This is a genomic window from Pseudomonas sp. GL_139_B (genome assembly GCF_057834475.1).
In genome coordinates this window covers 5681470-5701182 of sequence record NZ_CM174403.1, presented here as the reverse complement: position 1 = coordinate 5701182, position 19713 = coordinate 5681470, and the positions used below count along the sequence as shown (strand labels likewise).

Below are 19713 nucleotides of genomic sequence, written 5' to 3'. Positions count from 1 at the left end.
TAAGTTCCCACACGAATTGCTTGATTCATTGAAGAAGACGAAAGAAGCAGCCCGAAATTGGGTCTGTAGCTCAGTTGGTTAGAGCGCACCCCTGATAAGGGTGAGGTCGGCAGTTCGAATCTGCCCAGACCCACCAATTTTGTGTGGGAAACGCCTGTAGAAATACGGGGCCATAGCTCAGCTGGGAGAGCGCCTGCCTTGCACGCAGGAGGTCAACGGTTCGATCCCGTTTGGCTCCACCACTACTGCTTCTGTCGGTATAAAGCTTAGAAATGAGCATTCCATCGAATGATGGTGAATGTTGATTTCTAGTCTTTGACTAGTTCGTTCTTTAAAAATTTGGGTATGTGATAGAAAGATAGACTGAACGTTACTTTCACTGGTAACGGCTCAGGCTAAGGTAAAATTTGTGAGTTAAATTGCGAATTTTCGGCGAATGTCGTCTTCACAGTATAACCAGATTGCTTGGGGTTATATGGTCAAGTGAAGAAGCGCATACGGTGGATGCCTTGGCAGTCAGAGGCGATGAAAGACGTGGTAGCCTGCGAAAAGCTTCGGGGAGTCGGCAAACAGACTTTGATCCGGAGATGTCTGAATGGGGGAACCCAGCCATCATAAGATGGTTATCTTAAGCTGAATACATAGGCTTAAGAGGCGAACCAGGGGAACTGAAACATCTAAGTACCCTGAGGAAAAGAAATCAACCGAGATTCCCTTAGTAGTGGCGAGCGAACGGGGACCAGCCCTTAAGTGGCTTTGAGATTAGCGGAACGCTCTGGAAAGTGCGGCCATAGTGGGTGATAGCCCTGTACGCGAAAATCTCTTGGTCATGAAATCGAGTAGGACGGAGCACGAGAAACTTTGTCTGAATATGGGGGGACCATCCTCCAAGGCTAAATACTACTGACTGACCGATAGTGAACTAGTACCGTGAGGGAAAGGCGAAAAGAACCCCGGAGAGGGGAGTGAAATAGATCCTGAAACCGTATGCGTACAAGCAGTGGGAGCCCACTTTGTTGGGTGACTGCGTACCTTTTGTATAATGGGTCAGCGACTTATTTTCAGTGGCGAGCTTAACCGAATAGGGGAGGCGTAGCGAAAGCGAGTCTTAATAGGGCGTCTAGTCGCTGGGAATAGACCCGAAACCGGGCGATCTATCCATGGGCAGGTTGAAGGTTGGGTAACACTAACTGGAGGACCGAACCGACTACCGTTGAAAAGTTAGCGGATGACCTGTGGATCGGAGTGAAAGGCTAATCAAGCTCGGAGATAGCTGGTTCTCCTCGAAAGCTATTTAGGTAGCGCCTCATGTATCACTGTAGGGGGTAGAGCACTGTTTCGGCTAGGGGGTCATCCCGACTTACCAAACCGATGCAAACTCCGAATACCTACAAGTGCCGAGCATGGGAGACACACGGCGGGTGCTAACGTCCGTCGTGAAAAGGGAAACAACCCAGACCGTCAGCTAAGGTCCCAAAGTTATGGTTAAGTGGGAAACGATGTGGGAAGGCTTAGACAGCTAGGAGGTTGGCTTAGAAGCAGCCACCCTTTAAAGAAAGCGTAATAGCTCACTAGTCGAGTCGGCCTGCGCGGAAGATGTAACGGGGCTCAAACCATACACCGAAGCTACGGGTATCACTTAGGTGATGCGGTAGAGGAGCGTTCTGTAAGCCTGTGAAGGTGAGTTGAGAAGCTTGCTGGAGGTATCAGAAGTGCGAATGCTGACATGAGTAACGACAATGGGTGTGAAAAACACCCACGCCGAAAGACCAAGGTTTCCTGCGCAACGTTAATCGACGCAGGGTTAGTCGGTCCCTAAGGCGAGGCTGAAAAGCGTAGTCGATGGAAAACAGGTTAATATTCCTGTACTTCTGGTTATTGCGATGGAGGGACGGAGAAGGCTAGGCCAGCTTGGCGTTGGTTGTCCAAGTTTAAGGTGGTAGGCTGGAATCTTAGGTAAATCCGGGATTCTAAGGCCGAGAGCTGATGACGAGTGTGCTTTTAGCACACGAAGTGGTTGATGCCATGCTTCCAAGAAAAGCTTCTAAGCTTCAGGTAACCAGGAACCGTACCCCAAACCGACACAGGTGGTTGGGTAGAGAATACCAAGGCGCTTGAGAGAACTCGGGTGAAGGAACTAGGCAAAATGGCACCGTAACTTCGGGAGAAGGTGCGCCGGTGAGGGTGAAGCATTTACTGCGTAAGCCCATGCCGGTCGAAGATACCAGGCCGCTGCGACTGTTTATTAAAAACACAGCACTCTGCAAACACGAAAGTGGACGTATAGGGTGTGACGCCTGCCCGGTGCCGGAAGGTTAATTGATGGGGTTAGCTAACGCGAAGCTCTTGATCGAAGCCCCGGTAAACGGCGGCCGTAACTATAACGGTCCTAAGGTAGCGAAATTCCTTGTCGGGTAAGTTCCGACCTGCACGAATGGCGTAACGATGGCGGCGCTGTCTCCACCCGAGACTCAGTGAAATTGAAATCGCTGTGAAGATGCAGTGTATCCGCGGCTAGACGGAAAGACCCCGTGAACCTTTACTATAGCTTTGCACTGGACTTTGAATTTGCTTGTGTAGGATAGGTGGGAGGCTTTGAAGCGTGGACGCCAGTTCGCGTGGAGCCAACCTTGAAATACCACCCTGGCAACTTTGAGGTTCTAACTCAGGTCCGTTATCCGGATCGAGGACAGTGTATGGTGGGTAGTTTGACTGGGGCGGTCTCCTCCTAAAGAGTAACGGAGGAGTACGAAGGTGCGCTCAGACCGGTCGGAAATCGGTCGTAGAGTATAAAGGCAAAAGCGCGCTTGACTGCGAGACAGACACGTCGAGCAGGTACGAAAGTAGGTCTTAGTGATCCGGTGGTTCTGTATGGAAGGGCCATCGCTCAACGGATAAAAGGTACTCCGGGGATAACAGGCTGATACCGCCCAAGAGTTCATATCGACGGCGGTGTTTGGCACCTCGATGTCGGCTCATCACATCCTGGGGCTGAAGCCGGTCCCAAGGGTATGGCTGTTCGCCATTTAAAGTGGTACGCGAGCTGGGTTTAGAACGTCGTGAGACAGTTCGGTCCCTATCTGCCGTGGACGTTTGAGATTTGAGAGGGGCTGCTCCTAGTACGAGAGGACCGGAGTGGACGAACCTCTGGTGTTCCGGTTGTCACGCCAGTGGCATTGCCGGGTAGCTATGTTCGGAATAGATAACCGCTGAAAGCATCTAAGCGGGAAACTAGCCTCAAGATGAGATCTCACTGGGACCTTGAGTCCCCTGAAGGGCCGTCGAAGACTACGACGTTGATAGGTTGGGTGTGTAAGCGCTGTGAGGCGTTGAGCTAACCAATACTAATTGCCCGTGAGGCTTGACCATATAACACCCAAGCAATTTGCGTCGAAAGGCCAGATTGCGGTGTGTGAAGACGAAAGAACCGAAAGTTCGAAAGCAACGCACAAATCTATTGCATACCCATTCGCTGGAGCGTGATCTCGCAAGAGAGCACGAGCTGGCTACCGAATTTCTTGACGACCATAGAGCATTGGAACCACCTGATCCCATCCCGAACTCAGCAGTGAAACGATGCATCGCCGATGGTAGTGTGGGGTTTCCCCATGTGAGAGTAGGTCATCGTCAAGATTAAATTCCAAAACCCCTATCTGCGTATGCAGGTAGGGGTTTTGTTTTGTCTGCAGGAAAGCTGACTTGTCGGGTTTCTATGCAAGGGCTCGGGGCATGGCTATCATGCGGGCCTCATTGTGAGGCGGGACTTGCATGCTGACGTTGTTAAAGCTTCTTAAAGATGGCCGGTTCCATTCGGGTCAAGCCCTGGGTGTTGCCTTGGGTGTCAGTCGTAGTGCGGTGTGGAAGCAGCTTCAGCATTTGGAGGCTGAGCTCGGCTTGTCAATTCATAAAGTGCGCGGCCGTGGATATCAACTGGCGGCACCGCTAACGTTGCTTGATCCTGTTGCCATAAAAGACAAAGCGCCTACGTGTGGCTGGCCAATTTTGGTCTTCGATTCAATAGACTCCACCAATGCTGAGGCCTTGCGCGCTATCGAGCGTGGTCAGGCTGCGCCATTTTTGGTGCTTGCCGAGCGCCAGACGGCTGGCCGCGGACGGCGGGGCCGCAAATGGATCAGTCCTTTTGCAGAAAACATCTATTACAGTCTGGTATTGCGAATTGACGGCGGAATGCGACAGCTGGAAGGTTTGAGCCTTGTTGTCGGTCTTGCGGTGATGCAGACCTTGCGAGCGCTCGGTATTCCAGAGGTAGGGTTAAAATGGCCTAACGATGTTTTGGTGGGTCAGAAAAAGATCGCGGGGATATTGCTTGAGTTGGTGGGTGATCCTGCGGATGTTTGTCACGTGGTGTTGGGTGTTGGAATTAACGTCAACATGCAGATCACGGATGAGGTTGATCAGTTGTGGACGTCGATGCGTCTTGAGTCAGGTAGGGTGTTTGATCGCAATCACCTGGCTTCAGAATTGGGCTCGATGCTCCAGGCGTACCTGGCTCGGCACCAGCTCGACGGATTTTCCTCCATTCAGTCGGAGTGGGAGCAAAACCACCTATGGCAGGGGCGGGCAGTGTCTCTGATCGCCGGCGTAAGCCAGATAGATGGTGAGGTATTGGGTATCGACAGTCAGGGGGCTTTGCGCTTGAAAGTGAATGGCGTTGAAAAAGCCTTTAGTGGTGGTGAGCTCAGTCTGAGGTTGCGCGATGATTCTTGAGCTCGATTGTGGAAATAGTTTTATCAAGTGGCGCGTGCTCTATGCGGATGTCAGTCGGGTGTTCAGTGAGGGCGTGGTTGATTCCGATGACGCTTTGCTGGAGGGCTTGAGTAAGCTTGGTGGGCTCGCCCTTAGGCATTGTCGGTTGGTTAGTGTTAGAACGGCCGAAGAAACTGGCGCGTTAGCCTCTGTATTGACGCAAACTTTTGGCGTATCCGTGGTGTGCGCGACACCTGCTCGCGAAATAGCTGGTGTGCGTAACGGATACGACGAGTTTGAGCGGTTGGGACTCGATCGCTGGCTTGCGATGCTTGGAGGGTTTCATCTGGCCTCCGGTGCGTGCCTCGTGCTTGATTTTGGCACGGCTGTGACTGCTGATTTCGTCGCTCGAGACGGAGAGCACCTCGGCGGTTTTATTTGCCCTGGAATGCCCTTGATGCGCAACCAGCTGCGAACCCATACCCGCAGAATCCGATACGGTGATCTGGCTGCCGAGCGCGCGCTCGAGAGTCTTATTCCTGGCCGTACAACCGTCGAGGCGGTCGAGCGAGGGTGCTCTCTTATGCTGAGGGGGTTTGTCCTGACTCAGTTGGAGTTGGCGCGTAGTTATTGGGGGAATGACTTTACTGTGTTTCTCACCGGGGGTGATGCGGCTCTAGTCTCCGGAATCGTGCCCGAGGCCAGGCTGGTTCCAGACCTTATTTTTGTAGGTTTAGCGATGGCGTGCCCATTGTCCTGAGGTTTTTATGCGTTGGTTGTTTTTGTTGCTGCTTGTTCTCAATGTCTTCTATTACATTTGGCATCAACAAGAGGCGCCGCTGCGGGCGAAGGATGTAACGCCTTTGAGCTTGTACCGGGGGGCACAGCAGGATATCCGCTTGTTAAGCGAGGCAACTGATGCAACTCGTGATAAAGGAAAAGCCGCTGTGGCGGGTAATGTCTGCCTCTATTTGGGAGGCTTTGTTCGCCAGGAGTCTGTCTCGGCGGTTGGGCGGCGACTCGGTGAAATGGGTGTCAGGTTTCAGTCCCTGCCGAAGGACCCTGCAGAGTCGTCTGTTTATTGGGTGCGTATAGCGCCCGAGAGCCAGCGTTTTCTGGATGATTTACAGCTGCTAAACCTTTCTAAAGAATTCAATGAGTTAAAACATAAAATAATGCCATGCGAAGGGGTTGCACCGGCTGAATAGTTTGCATAGAATGGCGCCCGCTTCGCAGTGAAGACCATTAACGGTCAACGGTGCGGTAGTAGTGTCAATGCAGCTAACCTCAGGTTTTTAATGAGAAAAATGCTTGACAGAAGGCTGGCATGATGTAGAATGCCGGCTCGCTTAGGAGGGGTTCCCGAGCGGCCAAAGGGATCAGACTGTAAATCTGACGTCTACGACTTCGAAGGTTCGAATCCTTCCCCCTCCACCATTTTTAGCGAGAGCTGCAAGCTCCGCGGGTATAGTTTAGTGGTAGAACCTCAGCCTTCCAAGCTGATGATGCGGGTTCGATTCCCGCTACCCGCTCCAAGTTTGCAGATCCTGCAAAGTGTTACGCTCTTGTAGCTCAGTTGGTAGAGCACACCCTTGGTAAGGGTGAGGTCAGCGGTTCAAATCCGCTCAAGAGCTCCATATAACAAGGCAGATATGAAAATATCTGCCTTTGTTTTAATGGTTGATATTGCTTGCTCAATTCTTTTGTTGGGGGTTGTTTCGATGGCTAAGGAAAAGTTCGATCGTTCGCTGCCGCACGTTAACGTTGGTACTATCGGTCACGTTGACCATGGTAAGACTACGCTGACTGCTGCTCTGACTCGTGTTTGCTCCGAGGTTTTCGGTTCGGCCATCGTTGATTTCGATAAAATCGACAGCGCGCCAGAAGAAAAAGCTCGTGGTATCACTATTAACACTGCACACGTCGAGTACAACTCGAAGATCCGTCACTACGCTCACGTTGACTGCCCAGGTCACGCTGACTATGTGAAGAACATGATCACCGGTGCTGCTCAGATGGACGGCGCTATCTTGGTTTGCTCGGCCGCTGATGGTCCGATGCCGCAAACCCGTGAGCACATCCTGCTGTCCCGTCAGGTAGGCGTTCCGTACATCGTGGTTTTCCTGAACAAGGCTGACCTGGTGGACGACGCTGAGCTGCTGGAACTGGTTGAGATGGAAGTGCGCGATCTGCTGAGCACTTACGACTTCCCAGGTGATGACACTCCGATCATCATCGGTTCGGCGCGTATGGCGCTGGAAGGCAAAGACGACAACGAAATGGGCACCACTGCCGTTCGTAAACTGGTTGAAACTCTGGACAGCTACATCCCAGAACCAGTTCGTCTGACCGACAAGCCGTTCCTGATGCCAATCGAAGACGTATTCTCGATCTCCGGTCGCGGTACTGTTGTGACTGGTCGTATCGAGCGCGGTATCGTTCGCGTTCAGGATCCACTGGAAATTGTTGGTCTGCGTGACACTACCGTCACCACCTGTACCGGTGTTGAAATGTTCCGCAAGCTGCTCGACGAAGGTCGTGCTGGCGAGAACTGCGGCGTGTTGCTGCGCGGTACCAAGCGTGACGACGTTGAGCGTGGCCAGGTTCTGGTTAAGCCGGGTTCGGTTAAGCCGCACACCAAGTTCACCGCAGAAGTTTACGTTCTGAGCAAGGAAGAAGGCGGCCGTCATACTCCGTTCTTCAAAGGCTACCGTCCACAGTTCTACTTCCGTACTACTGACGTGACCGGTAACTGCGAATTGCCAGAAGGCGTTGAAATGGTAATGCCAGGCGATAACATTCAAATGACTGTTACCCTGATCAAAACCATCGCGATGGAAGATGGTCTGCGTTTCGCTATCCGTGAAGGCGGTCGTACCGTCGGCGCTGGCGTCGTAGCCAAAATCATCGAGTAAATTGTTGTAATGTCTTTTTCGGGCCGGCATAATGGTCGGCCTGATTTTGTTTTAGGTCAGTAGCTCAATTGGCAGAGCGACGGTCTCCAAAACCGTAGGTTGGGGGTTCGATTCCCTCCTGACCTGCCAGATTCACTTGGTGTGTCTGGCTTTCTTTTCACAGGATCTTCATAGATGACTCCTAAAGCTGAAGCTCAAGGCTCTCGCTTCGATCTGCTCAAGTGGCTAGTAGTAGTCGCTTTGGTGGTTGTTGGCGTTGTTGGCAATCAGTATTACTCTGCTTCGCCGATCCTGTACCGCGTACTTGCACTGCTCGTCATTGCTGCTGTAGCTGCCTTTGTAGGCCTGCAGACAGTCAAGGGCAAGTCTTTCTTTGTACTGGTTAAGGAAGCTCGCACCGAGATTCGTAAAGTCGTATGGCCAACTCGCCAAGAAACCACGCAGACCACGTTGATTGTTGTGGCTGTTGTTCTGGTTATGGCGTTGCTGTTGTGGGGGCTTGATTCCCTCCTCGGCTGGCTTGTTTCCTTGATTGTCGGCTAAGGGTGTCCCGTGGCTAAGCGTTGGTACGTTGTGCATGCTTACTCCGGTTACGAGAAGCATGTCATGCGCTCGTTGGTAGAGCGCGTAAAGCTGGCTGGCATGGAAGATGGCTTCGGCGAAATTCTGGTTCCCACTGAAGAAGTGGTTGAAATGCGTAATGGCCAGAAGCGCAAAAGCGAACGCAAGTTCTTCCCGGGTTATGTGCTGGTACAGATGGATATGAACGAGGGTACTTGGCACTTGGTCAAGGATACACCTCGGGTGATGGGCTTCATTGGCGGTACTGCCGACAAGCCTGCGCCAATCACTGATAAAGAGGCGGAAGCAATTCTGCGTCGCGTTGCCGATGGTAGCGACAAGCCGAAGCCGAAGACGTTGTTCGAGCCAGGCGAGTCGGTACGTGTCAATGATGGGCCGTTTGCTGATTTTACTGGCACGGTTGAAGAAGTTAACTACGAGAAGAGCCGGATCCAAGTGGCGGTGCTCATTTTCGGTCGCTCTACCCCGGTAGAGCTAGAGTTCAGCCAGGTCGAAAAGGTCTAGCTGATCAAGCATCCCAACCCCGCAGCCCCAGGCTGTGGGGTTTTGTCGTCACTGGGATAAACGCGCAAGTAACCGGGGAGCCTTTCGAGGCGTTTGAACCCGTAATTGGAGTGCCTCATGGCCAAGAAAATTACCGCTTACATCAAGCTGCAAGTGAAGGCCGCTCAGGCTAACCCAAGCCCACCTGTTGGTCCTGCTTTGGGTCAGCACGGCGTGAACATCATGGAATTCTGCAAGGCTTTCAACGCCCGTACTCAGGGTCTTGAGCCAGGTCTGCCGACTCCAGTGATCATCACTGTCTACAGCGACCGTAGCTTTACGTTTGAAACCAAGTCCACCCCTGCTTCGGTTCTGCTGAAGAAGGCTGCTGGTCTGACTAGCGGTTCCGCTCGTCCGAACACCGTTAAGGTTGGCACCGTGACTCGTGCTCAGCTGGAAGAAATCGCGAAAACCAAAAACGCGGATCTGACTGCAGCTGATATGGATGCAGCCGTGCGTACTATCGCCGGTTCTGCTCGTAGCATGGGCCTTAACGTGGAGGGTGTGTAATGGCTAAGTTGACCAAGCGTCAAAAGGCTATCGCCGGCAAAATCGAAGCAGGCAAGTCCTACAATTTTGTAGATGCTGCTGCTCTGCTGGCTGAGCTGTCGACTGTCAAGTTCAGCGAGTCGTTCGACGTTGCTGTAAACCTCGGCGTTGACCCGCGTAAATCTGACCAGGTTGTTCGTAGCGCTACTGTGCTGCCGCACGGCACTGGCAAGACCGTTCGCGTTGCTGTGTTCACCCAGGGTCCAGCTGCTGAAGCCGCTCTGGCTGCCGGCGCTGACCGTGTAGGTATGGACGATCTGGCTGCCGAAATGAAAGGCGGCGACCTGAACTATGACGTAGTTATCGCATCCCCGGATGCAATGCGCGTTGTTGGTCAGTTGGGTCAGATCCTCGGCCCACGCGGCCTGATGCCTAACCCTAAAGTTGGCACTGTAACTCCAGACGTAGCTACCGCGGTTAAAAACGCCAAGGCTGGTCAGGTTCGTTATCGCACCGACAAAAACGGCATCATCCACACTTCCGTTGGCAAGATTGGCTTCGACGCCGTCAAGCTGAAGGAAAACGTTGAAGCCCTGATCGCTGATCTGAAGCGTATCAAGCCAGCTTCCTCGAAAGGCATTTACGTCAAGCGCGTTACCCTGAGCACCACTATGGGCCCAGGTCTGGTCATCGACCAAAGCTCGCTCGACGCGTAAGACATAGGTTGGCGCAAGCGATTGCGCCAATTGAAAGATTGGGGTCCCTGCCTGGCGGGGGCTATCCAAGACCGTAGGCGACGCAAGTCTTAAACCTCAAGCCTACGCAGATGGTGCTCCCGGTTCCTTACCGAATCAGACACCAAAACGACATCCGGCTCCGGCCAGATGAAACGGTAACAAGCAGGAGTTAAACCCGTGGCAATTAAACTCGAAGACAAGAAGGCCATCGTCGCTGAAGTCAACGAGGCTGCCAAAGTCGCTCTGTCCGCTGTCGTGGTTGATGCCCGTGGCGTAACAGTAGGCGCAATGACCGGACTCCGTAAAGAGGCTCGTGAAGCTGGCGTTTTCGTACGTGTTGTACGTAACACCCTGCTCAAGCGCGCTGTTGCTGACACTGAATTCAGTGTTCTCAACGACGTGTTCACCGGCCCGACCTTGATTGCATTCTCCAACGAACATCCGGGCGCTGCTGCTCGCATCTTCAAGGAATTCGCAAAAGGTCAGGACAAGTTCGAGATCAAGGCAGCTGCGTTCGAGGGCAAGTTCCTCGCAGCTAACCAAATCGACGTGCTGGCAACTCTGCCGACCCGTGACGAAGCAATTTCTCAGCTGATGAGCGTGATTCAAGGCGCTACCAGCAAATTGGCTCGTACTCTGGCGGCAATTCGCGACCAAAAAGAAGCAGTTGCAGCCTAAGGCTCGTCTCCTTCTCGCGTTTTTTGTTTATTTCGATGGTCGCGTAGGCCGTCCCCAATATCAGGAATTAGATTCATGTCTATCTCTCAGAACGATATCCTTGAAGCAGTTGGCAACATGTCCGTAATGGAAGTTGTTGAACTGATCAAAGCTTTCGAAGAAAAATTCGGCGTTACCGCTGCTGCTGCATCGGCTGGTCCAGCTGCTGCTGCTGCCGTTGTTGAAGAGCAAACCGAATTCAACGTCATGCTGCTGGAAGCTGGCGAGAAGAAAGTTAACGTGATCAAGGCAGTACGTGAACTGACCGGTCTGGGCCTGAAAGAAGCCAAGGCTGTAGTTGACGGCGCTCCTGCCATGGTTCTGGAAGCTGTTTCGAAAGACGCAGGCGACAAAGCCAAAGCTACTCTGGAAGAAGCAGGCGCTAAAGTCGAGCTGAAGTAAGCATCGACTTTGCTCCTCCAGCCCGAGCGTAAAGCGAAAGGCTGATGGCTGGTGGCTCTTGCCACCGGCCTTTTTCCGTTATTGGCAGCCGACTGGGTCGGTGCTGATAACGCGCTGTAACCACCCGATGTGGTGGCGCAAACCATGGGGTTTGCACGATTTTCTGGCTGCTCCCGTCGGGAGGGGCCAAACAAGCAGGTGACCAAGCTGGGGAACGCTGATGGCTTACTCATATACTGAGAAAAAACGTATCCGCAAGGACTTTAGCAAGTTGCCGGACGTCATGGATGTGCCGTACCTCCTGGCCATCCAGCTGGATTCGTATCGTGAATTCTTGCAAGCGGGAGCGACTAAAGATCAGTTCCGCGACGTGGGCCTGCATGCGGCCTTCAAATCCGTTTTCCCGATCATCAGCTACTCCGGCAATGCTGCGCTGGAGTACGTCGGTTATCGCCTGGGCGAACCGGCATTTGATGTCAAAGAATGCGTATTGCGCGGTGTAACTTACGCCGTACCTTTGCGGGTAAAAGTGCGCCTGATCATTTTCGACAAAGAATCGTCGAACAAAGCGATCAAGGACATTAAAGAGCAAGAAGTCTACATGGGTGAAATCCCCCTGATGACTGAGAACGGTACCTTCGTAATCAACGGTACCGAGCGTGTAATCGTTTCCCAGCTGCACCGTTCCCCGGGCGTGTTCTTCGACCACGACCGTGGCAAGACGCACAGCTCCGGCAAACTGCTGTACTCCGCGCGCATCATTCCTTACCGCGGTTCGTGGCTGGACTTCGAGTTCGACCCGAAAGACTGCGTGTTCGTGCGTATCGACCGTCGTCGCAAGCTGCCTGCATCGGTATTGCTGCGCGCGCTGGGCTATACCACTGAAGAAGTGCTGGACGCGTTCTACACCACCAACGTCTTCCACCTGAGCGGCGAAACCCTCAGTCTGGAACTGATTGCTTCGCGTCTGCGTGGTGAAATCGCTGTTCTTGATATTCAGGACGAGAAGGGCAAGGTCATCGTTGAGGCTGGTCGCCGTATTACTGCGCGCCACATCAACCAGATCGAAAAAGCCGGTCTCAAGACCCTGGAAGTGCCTCTGGACTACGTCCTGGGTCGCACTACCGCCAAGGCCATCGTGCATCCGGCAACCGGCGAAATCCTGGCAGAGTGCAACACCGAACTGAACACCGAGATCCTGGCAAAAATCGCCAAGGCCCAGGTTGTTCGCATCGAAACTCTGTACACCAACGATATCGACTGCGGTCCGTTCGTCTCCGACACTCTGAAGATCGACTCCACCAGCAACCAATTGGAAGCGCTGGTCGAGATCTATCGCATGATGCGTCCAGGCGAGCCGCCAACCAAAGACGCTGCCGAAACCCTGTTCAACAACCTGTTCTTCAGCCCTGAGCGCTATGACCTGTCTGCGGTCGGCCGGATGAAGTTCAACCGTCGTATCGGTCGTACCGAGATCGAAGGTTCGGGCGTGTTGTGCAAAGAAGACATCGTCGCGGTACTGAAGACTCTGGTCGACATCCGTAACGGCAAAGGCATCGTCGATGACATCGACCACCTGGGTAACCGTCGTGTTCGCTGCGTAGGCGAGATGGCCGAGAACCAGTTCCGCGTTGGCCTGGTACGTGTTGAGCGTGCGGTCAAAGAGCGTCTGTCGATGGCTGAAAGCGAAGGCCTGATGCCGCAAGACCTGATCAACGCCAAGCCAGTGGCTGCGGCGGTGAAAGAATTCTTCGGTTCGAGCCAGCTGTCCCAGTTCATGGACCAGAACAACCCGCTGTCCGAGATCACCCACAAGCGTCGTGTGTCTGCACTCGGCCCTGGCGGTTTGACTCGTGAGCGTGCTGGCTTTGAAGTTCGAGACGTACACCCGACTCACTACGGTCGTGTATGCCCGATTGAAACGCCGGAAGGTCCGAACATCGGCCTGATCAACTCCCTGGCCGCTTATGCGCGCACCAACCAGTACGGCTTCCTCGAGAGCCCGTACCGTGTGGTGAAAGACGCTCTGGTCACCGACGAGATCGTGTTCCTGTCCGCCATCGAAGAAGCTGATCACGTGATCGCTCAGGCTTCGGCCACGATGAACGACAAGAAAGTCCTGATCGACGAGCTGGTAGCTGTTCGTCACTTGAACGAGTTCACCGTCAAGGCGCCGGAAGACGTCACCTTGATGGACGTATCGCCGAAGCAGGTAGTTTCGGTTGCTGCGTCGCTGATCCCGTTCCTCGAGCACGACGACGCCAACCGTGCGTTGATGGGTTCGAACATGCAGCGTCAAGCTGTACCAACCCTGCGCGCTGACAAACCGCTGGTCGGTACCGGCATGGAGCGTAACGTAGCTCGTGACTCCGGCGTTTGCGTCGTGGCTCGTCGTGGCGGCGTTATCGATTCCGTCGACGCCAGCCGTATCGTGGTTCGTGTTGCTGATGACGAAGTTGAAACCGGCGAAGCTGGTGTCGACATCTACAACCTGACCAAGTACACCCGCTCCAACCAGAACACCTGCATCAACCAGCGTCCGCTGGTGCGTAAAGGTGATCGGGTTCAGCGCAGCGACATCATGGCTGACGGTCCGTCCACCGACATGGGTGAACTGGCTCTGGGTCAGAACATGCGCATCGCGTTCATGGCATGGAACGGCTTCAACTTCGAAGACTCCATCTGCCTGTCCGAGCGTGTGGTTCAGGAAGATCGCTTCACCACGATCCACATTCAGGAACTGACCTGTGTGGCACGTGACACCAAGCTTGGGCCAGAGGAAATCACTGCAGACATCCCGAACGTGGGTGAAGCTGCACTGAACAAGCTGGACGAAGCCGGTATCGTTTACGTAGGTGCTGAAGTTGGCGCAGGCGACATTCTGGTCGGTAAGGTCACTCCGAAAGGCGAGACCCAACTGACTCCGGAAGAGAAGCTGTTGCGTGCGATCTTCGGTGAAAAAGCCAGCGACGTTAAAGACACCTCCCTGCGCGTGCCTACCGGCACCAAGGGTACTGTCATCGACGTACAGGTCTTCACCCGTGACGGCGTTGAGCGTGATGCTCGTGCACTGTCGATCGAGAAGACTCAACTCGACGAGATCCGCAAGGATTTGAACGAAGAGTTCCGTATCGTTGAAGGCGCAACTTTCGAACGTCTGCGTTCCGCTCTGGTCGGCCACAAAGCCGAAGGCGGGGCCGGTCTGAAAAAGGGTCAGGACATCACCGACGAAGTTCTCGACGGTCTTGAGCATGGTCAGTGGTTCAAGCTGCGCATGGCTGAAGATGCTCTGAACGAGCAACTCGAGAAGGCTCAGGCCTACATCGTTGATCGCCGCCGTCTGCTGGACGACAAGTTCGAAGACAAGAAGCGCAAACTGCAGCAGGGCGATGACCTGGCTCCAGGCGTGCTGAAAATCGTCAAGGTTTACCTGGCAATCCGTCGCCGCATCCAGCCGGGCGACAAGATGGCCGGTCGTCACGGTAACAAAGGTGTGGTCTCCGTGATCATGCCGGTTGAAGACATGCCGCACGATGCCAATGGCACCCCGGTGGACGTTGTCCTCAACCCGTTGGGCGTACCTTCGCGTATGAACGTTGGTCAGATCCTTGAAACCCACCTGGGCCTCGCGGCCAAAGGTCTGGGCGAGAAGATCAACCGGATGATCGAAGAGCAGCGCAAAGTTGCTGAGCTTCGCACCTTCCTGGACGAGATCTACAACCAGATCGGCGGTCGTAACGAAGATCTGGATAGCTTCTCCGACCAGGAAATCCTGGATCTGGCGAAGAACCTGCGTGGCGGCGTTCCAATGGCCACTCCAGTGTTCGACGGCGCCAAGGAAAGCGAAATCAAGGCCATGCTGAAACTGGCAGATCTGCCAGAAAGCGGCCAGATGCAGCTGACCGACGGCCGTACCGGCAACAAGTTCGAGCGCCCGGTTACTGTTGGCTACATGTACATGCTGAAGCTGAACCACTTGGTAGACGACAAGATGCACGCTCGTTCTACCGGTTCGTACAGCCTGGTTACCCAGCAGCCGCTGGGTGGTAAGGCGCAGTTCGGTGGTCAGCGTTTCGGGGAGATGGAGGTCTGGGCACTGGAAGCTTACGGTGCCGCTTACACTCTGCAAGAAATGCTCACAGTGAAGTCGGACGATGTGAACGGCCGTACCAAGATGTACAAAAACATCGTGGATGGCGATCACCGTATGGAGCCGGGCATGCCCGAGTCTTTCAACGTGTTGATCAAGGAAATTCGTTCCCTCGGCATCGATATCGATCTGGAAACCGAATAACACGTGACGCGAATCGAGAGCGGGGCAGGATTGCCCGCTCTCTGCTCCGCCAGGAGGAAAGGCCTTGAAAGACCTACTGAATTTGCTGAAAAACCAGGGTCAAGTCGAAGAGTTCGACGCCATCCGTATTGGATTGGCATCGCCTGAGATGATCCGTTCGTGGTCGTTCGGTGAAGTTAAAAAGCCGGAAACCATCAACTACCGTACGTTCAAACCTGAGCGTGACGGCCTGTTCTGCGCCAAGATCTTTGGCCCGGTAAAGGATTACGAGTGCCTGTGCGGTAAGTACAAGCGCTTGAAGCACCGCGGCGTGATCTGCGAGAAGTGCGGCGTTGAAGTCGCGCTGGCTAAAGTTCGTCGTGAGCGTATGGCGCACATCGAACTGGCCTCGCCAGTTGCCCACATCTGGTTCCTGAAGTCGCTGCCGTCGCGTATCGGTTTGCTGATGGACATGACCCTGCGTGATATCGAACGCGTTCTCTACTTCGAGAGCTATGTCGTTATCGATCCAGGCATGACCACCCTTGAAAAAGGTCAACTGCTCAACGACGAGCAGTATTTCGAAGCGCTGGAAGAGTTCGGCGACGATTTCGATGCCCGCATGGGTGCCGAAGCTGTCCGTGAACTGCTGCACGCTATCGACCTGGAACACGAGATTGGCCGCCTGCGTGAAGAAATTCCGCAAACCAACTCCGAAACCAAAATCAAGAAGCTGTCCAAGCGTCTGAAGTTGATGGAAGCCTTCCAGGGTTCCGGCAACCTTCCAGAATGGATGGTGCTGACCGTTCTGCCGGTGCTGCCGCCAGATCTGCGTCCACTGGTCCCGCTGGATGGCGGTCGCTTCGCGACTTCCGACCTCAACGATCTGTATCGTCGAGTGATCAACCGTAACAACCGCTTGAAGCGCCTGCTTGATCTGTCCGCTCCGGACATCATCGTGCGCAACGAAAAGCGTATGTTGCAGGAAGCCGTCGACGCACTGCTCGACAACGGTCGTCGTGGCCGCGCTATCACCGGTTCCAACAAGCGTCCTCTGAAATCCCTGGCTGACATGATCAAGGGTAAGCAGGGTCGTTTCCGTCAGAACTTGCTCGGTAAGCGTGTTGACTACTCCGGTCGTTCGGTAATTACCGTAGGTCCGACCCTGCGTCTGCACCAGTGCGGTCTGCCGAAGAAAATGGCTCTCGAGCTGTTCAAGCCGTTCATTTTTGGCAAGCTGGAAATGCGTGGTCTCGCGACCACCATCAAAGCTGCCAAGAAGATGGTCGAGCGCGAGCTGCCGGAAGTTTGGGACGTTCTCGCTGAAGTGATCCGCGAACACCCGGTTCTCCTCAACCGTGCACCGACCCTTCACCGTCTGGGTATCCAGGCGTTTGAACCGGTACTGATCGAAGGTAAGGCTATCCAGCTGCACCCTCTGGTCTGTGCTGCGTACAACGCCGACTTCGACGGCGACCAAATGGCCGTGCACGTACCGCTGACACTGGAAGCCCAGTTGGAAGCGCGCGCGTTGATGATGTCGACCAACAACATTCTGTCGCCAGCCAACGGTGAGCCAATCATCGTTCCGTCGCAGGACGTTGTATTGGGTCTGTACTACATGACTCGTGAAGCGATCAACGCCAAGGGCGAAGGTCGTGTGTTCGCGGATCTGCAAGAAGTTGACCGTGTGTTCCGTGCCGGCGAAGCCGCACTGCACGCGAAAGTCAAAGTGCGGATCAACGAAACCGTTAACGATCGTGACGGTGGCAGCGTCAAGAACACCCGTATCGTCGACACCACTGTCGGCCGTGCACTGTTGTTCCAGGTTGTTCCACCTGGCCTGTCGTACGACGTCGTCAACCAGCCGATGAAGAAAAAGGCGATCTCCAAGCTGATCAACCAGTGCTACCGCGTGGTTGGTTTGAAAGAGACGGTAATCTTCGCTGACCAGTTGATGTACACCGGTTTTGCTTATTCGACCATTTCCGGCGTTTCCATCGGTGTTAACGACTTCGTTATCCCGGATGAAAAAGCCCGCATCATCAATGCTGCTACTGATGAAGTGAAAGAGATCGAAAGTCAGTACGCCTCCGGCCTGGTAACCCAGGGCGAAAAGTACAACAAAGTGATCGACCTTTGGTCCAAGGCGAACGACGAAGTTTCCAAGGCAATGATGGCCAACCTCTCGAAAGAGAAAGTCATCGACCGCCATGGCGTCGAAGTCGACCAGGAATCTTTCAACTCGATGTACATGATGGCCGACTCGGGCGCACGGGGTTCTGCTGCGCAGATCCGTCAGCTCGCCGGTATGCGTGGCCTGATGGCCAAGCCGGACGGTTCCATCATCGAAACGCCGATTACTGCGAACTTCCGTGAAGGTTTGAGCGTACTTCAGTACTTCATCTCGACTCACGGTGCTCGTAAAGGTTTGGCGGATACCGCGTTGAAAACTGCGAACTCCGGTTACCTGACTCGTCGTCTGGTAGACGTGGCGCAGGATCTGGTTGTGACCGAGATCGATTGCGGCACCGAGCATGGCCTGGTAATGACTCCGCACATTGAAGGCGGTGACGTTGTTGAGCCGCTGGGTGAGCGCGTATTGGGTCGTGTTATTGCCCGTGACGTGTTCAAGCCAGGTACCGAAGAAATCATCGTTCCTGCCGGCACACTGGTAGACGAGAAGTGGGTTGAGTTCATCGAGCTGAACAGCATCGACGAAGTGATCGTGCGTTCGCCGATCAGCTGCGAAACCCGCTACGGCATTTGCGCCAAGTGCTACGGCCGTGACTTGGCTCGTGGTCACCAGGTGAACATCGGTGAAGCGGTCGGCGTTATTGCTGCCCAGTCCATCGGTGAGCCGGGTACCCAGCTGACCATGCGTACGTTCCACATCGGTGGTGCGGCAAGCCGGACCTCCGCGGCTGACAGCGTTCAGGTGAAGAATGGCGGTACCGTCCGTCTGCATAACCTGAAGCACGTTGAGCGAGTGGATGGTTGCCTGGTTGCTGTGTCCCGTTCCGGTGAGCTGGCGATCGCTGACGACTTCGGTCGTGAGCGCGAGCGTTACAAGCTGCCGTACGGTGCTGTGATTTCGGTTAAAGAAGGTGACAAGGTCGACGCTGGCGCAATCGTGGCCAAGTGGGATCCGCACACTCACCCAATCGTTACCGAAATGAAAGGTACCGTGACCTACGTGGGCATGGAAGAAGGCATCACGATCAAGCGTCAGACTGACGAATTGACTGGTATGACCAACATTGAAGTACTCGACGCCAAAGACCGTCCAGCTGCCGGTAAAGATATCCGTCCTGCTGTGAAGATGGTTGATGACAACGGCAAGGATCTCTTGCTGCCGGGTACCGACGTAATTGCTCAGTACTTCCTGCCTGCTAACGCCCTGGTTGGTGTAGCGGACGGTGCGAAGATTGCGATCGGTGATGTTATCGCTCGTATCCCGCAAGAGACTTCGAAGACCCGTGACATCACCGGTGGTCTGCCACGTGTTGCCGACTTGTTCGAAGCCCGTCGTCCGAAAGAAGCCTCGATTCTGGCTGAAGTCAGCGGCACCATCGCGTTCGGTAAAGAGACCAAAGGCAAGCGCCGTCTGGTTATCACCCCGAACGACGGTACCGATCCGTACGAAGAGCTGATTCCTAAGTGGCGTCACCTGAACGTCTTCGAAGGCGAACAGGTAAACCGCGGCGAAGTTATCTCCGACGGTCCGAGCGATCCACACGACATCCTGCGTCTGCTGGGTGTGAGTGCGCTGGCCAAGTACATCGTGAACGAGATCCAGGACGTTTATCGTCTGCAAGGCGTGAAGATCAACGACAAGCACATCGAGACCATTCTGCGTCAGATGTTGCGTAAGGTTGAAATCGCTGAATCCGGCGACTCGACTTTCATCAAGGGCGACCAGATGGAGTTGACTCACGTTCTGGTAGAGAACGAGCGTCTGGCTGGCGACGAGAAATTCGTTTCCAAGTTCACTCGCGTGCTGTTGGGTATCACCAAGGCGTCGTTGTCCACCGAATCGTTCATCTCGGCGGCTTCCTTCCAGGAAACCACTCGCGTACTGACCGAAGCGGCGGTAACCGGCAAGCGCGATTACCTGCGCGGCCTGAAAGAAAACGTGGTCGTGGGTCGTCTGATCCCGGCTGGTACCGGTCTGGCTTATCACAGCGAGCGCAAGCGTCGCCGTGATGCTGACAAACCGTTGCGCGTAAGCGCCAGTGAAGTGGAAGCTGCACTGACCGAAGCGCTGAACTCTAGCGGTAACTGAGTTCTGCGATAAATGAGCGTAAGGCCCTGGCTGCTCCGTTCATCGAATCGAGACAATTTGTCG

General features: G+C 54.3%; 12 protein-coding genes, 6 tRNA genes and 2 rRNA genes. All 20 read left to right on the top strand.

Going from position 1 to position 19713, the window contains the following annotated elements; genetic code table 11:
- Window positions 1-59: 59 nt before the first annotated feature.
- The 20 genes from AC3ISI_RS26165 (at window position 60) to rpoC (ending at window position 19650) form a co-directional block, all read left to right on the top strand.
- Window positions 60-136 (top strand) — tRNA-Ile (locus AC3ISI_RS26165).
- 30 nt (window positions 137-166) lie between these two features.
- Window positions 167-242, top strand: a tRNA-Ala gene (locus AC3ISI_RS26160).
- Between the two features lie 235 nt (window positions 243-477).
- A 23S ribosomal RNA gene (locus AC3ISI_RS26155) occupies window positions 478-3369 on the top strand.
- Between the two features lie 148 nt (window positions 3370-3517).
- Window positions 3518-3633: ribosomal RNA gene (rrf, locus tag AC3ISI_RS26150) — 5S ribosomal RNA — on the top strand.
- A gap of 135 nt (window positions 3634-3768) precedes the next feature.
- Window positions 3769-4728, top strand: coding sequence for a bifunctional biotin--[acetyl-CoA-carboxylase] ligase/biotin operon repressor BirA (birA, locus tag AC3ISI_RS26145; protein ID WP_489334409.1), 960 nt, complete (start codon window positions 3769-3771; stop codon window positions 4726-4728).
- A complete protein-coding gene (locus AC3ISI_RS26140) occupies window positions 4718-5467 on the top strand; it encodes a pantothenate kinase (protein ID WP_489334408.1) in 750 nt (249 codons plus the stop codon). Before birA ends, AC3ISI_RS26140 begins: the two co-directional genes overlap by 11 nt.
- 7 nt (window positions 5468-5474) lie before the next feature.
- Window positions 5475-5915, top strand: a complete 441-nt coding sequence (locus AC3ISI_RS26135; protein ID WP_489334407.1) for a hypothetical protein — start codon at window positions 5475-5477, stop codon at window positions 5913-5915.
- Between the two features lie 144 nt (window positions 5916-6059).
- Window positions 6060-6144, top strand: a tRNA-Tyr gene (locus AC3ISI_RS26130).
- Between the two features lie 24 nt (window positions 6145-6168).
- Window positions 6169-6242, top strand: a tRNA-Gly gene (locus AC3ISI_RS26125).
- A 26-nt stretch (window positions 6243-6268) separates the two neighbouring features.
- Window positions 6269-6344: transfer RNA gene (locus tag AC3ISI_RS26120), tRNA-Thr, on the top strand.
- A gap of 84 nt (window positions 6345-6428) precedes the next feature.
- Window positions 6429-7622: an elongation factor Tu gene (gene tuf / locus AC3ISI_RS26115; protein ID WP_027924378.1), complete on the top strand. Its 1194-nt coding sequence runs from the start codon at window positions 6429-6431 to the stop codon at window positions 7620-7622.
- Window positions 7623-7675: 53 nt separating this feature from the next.
- Window positions 7676-7751 (top strand) — tRNA-Trp (locus AC3ISI_RS26110).
- 45 nt (window positions 7752-7796) lie between these two features.
- On the top strand, window positions 7797-8165 hold the full coding sequence (gene secE / locus AC3ISI_RS26105) for a preprotein translocase subunit SecE (RefSeq protein WP_007896620.1): 369 nt from the start codon (window positions 7797-7799) through the stop codon (window positions 8163-8165).
- Between the two features lie 9 nt (window positions 8166-8174).
- Window positions 8175-8708, top strand: a complete 534-nt coding sequence (gene nusG / locus AC3ISI_RS26100) for a transcription termination/antitermination protein NusG (RefSeq protein WP_007896622.1) — start codon at window positions 8175-8177, stop codon at window positions 8706-8708.
- Window positions 8709-8825: 117 nt separating this feature from the next.
- Entirely contained in the window at window positions 8826-9257 is a 432-nt protein-coding gene (gene rplK / locus AC3ISI_RS26095; RefSeq protein WP_003176435.1) for a 50S ribosomal protein L11, read from the top strand.
- Complete coding sequence (gene rplA, locus AC3ISI_RS26090) at window positions 9257-9952, top strand: 50S ribosomal protein L1 (RefSeq protein WP_008041297.1); 696 nt, start codon at window positions 9257-9259, stop codon at window positions 9950-9952. The genes rplK and rplA overlap by 1 nt, the downstream gene beginning before the upstream one ends.
- Window positions 9953-10150: 198 nt before the next feature.
- Window positions 10151-10651, top strand: coding sequence for a 50S ribosomal protein L10 (gene rplJ, locus AC3ISI_RS26085; RefSeq protein WP_452628342.1), 501 nt, complete (start codon window positions 10151-10153; stop codon window positions 10649-10651).
- 75 nt (window positions 10652-10726) lie between these two features.
- Window positions 10727-11092, top strand: coding sequence for a 50S ribosomal protein L7/L12 (rplL, locus tag AC3ISI_RS26080; RefSeq protein ID WP_401221642.1), 366 nt, complete (start codon window positions 10727-10729; stop codon window positions 11090-11092).
- Window positions 11093-11312: 220 nt separating this feature from the next.
- Complete coding sequence (gene rpoB, locus AC3ISI_RS26075) at window positions 11313-15386, top strand: DNA-directed RNA polymerase subunit beta (RefSeq protein WP_007946139.1); 4074 nt, start codon at window positions 11313-11315, stop codon at window positions 15384-15386.
- A gap of 64 nt (window positions 15387-15450) precedes the next feature.
- A complete protein-coding gene (gene rpoC, locus AC3ISI_RS26070; protein ID WP_008145492.1) occupies window positions 15451-19650 on the top strand; it encodes a DNA-directed RNA polymerase subunit beta' in 4200 nt (1399 codons plus the stop codon).
- Window positions 19651-19713: the final 63 nt, after the last annotated feature.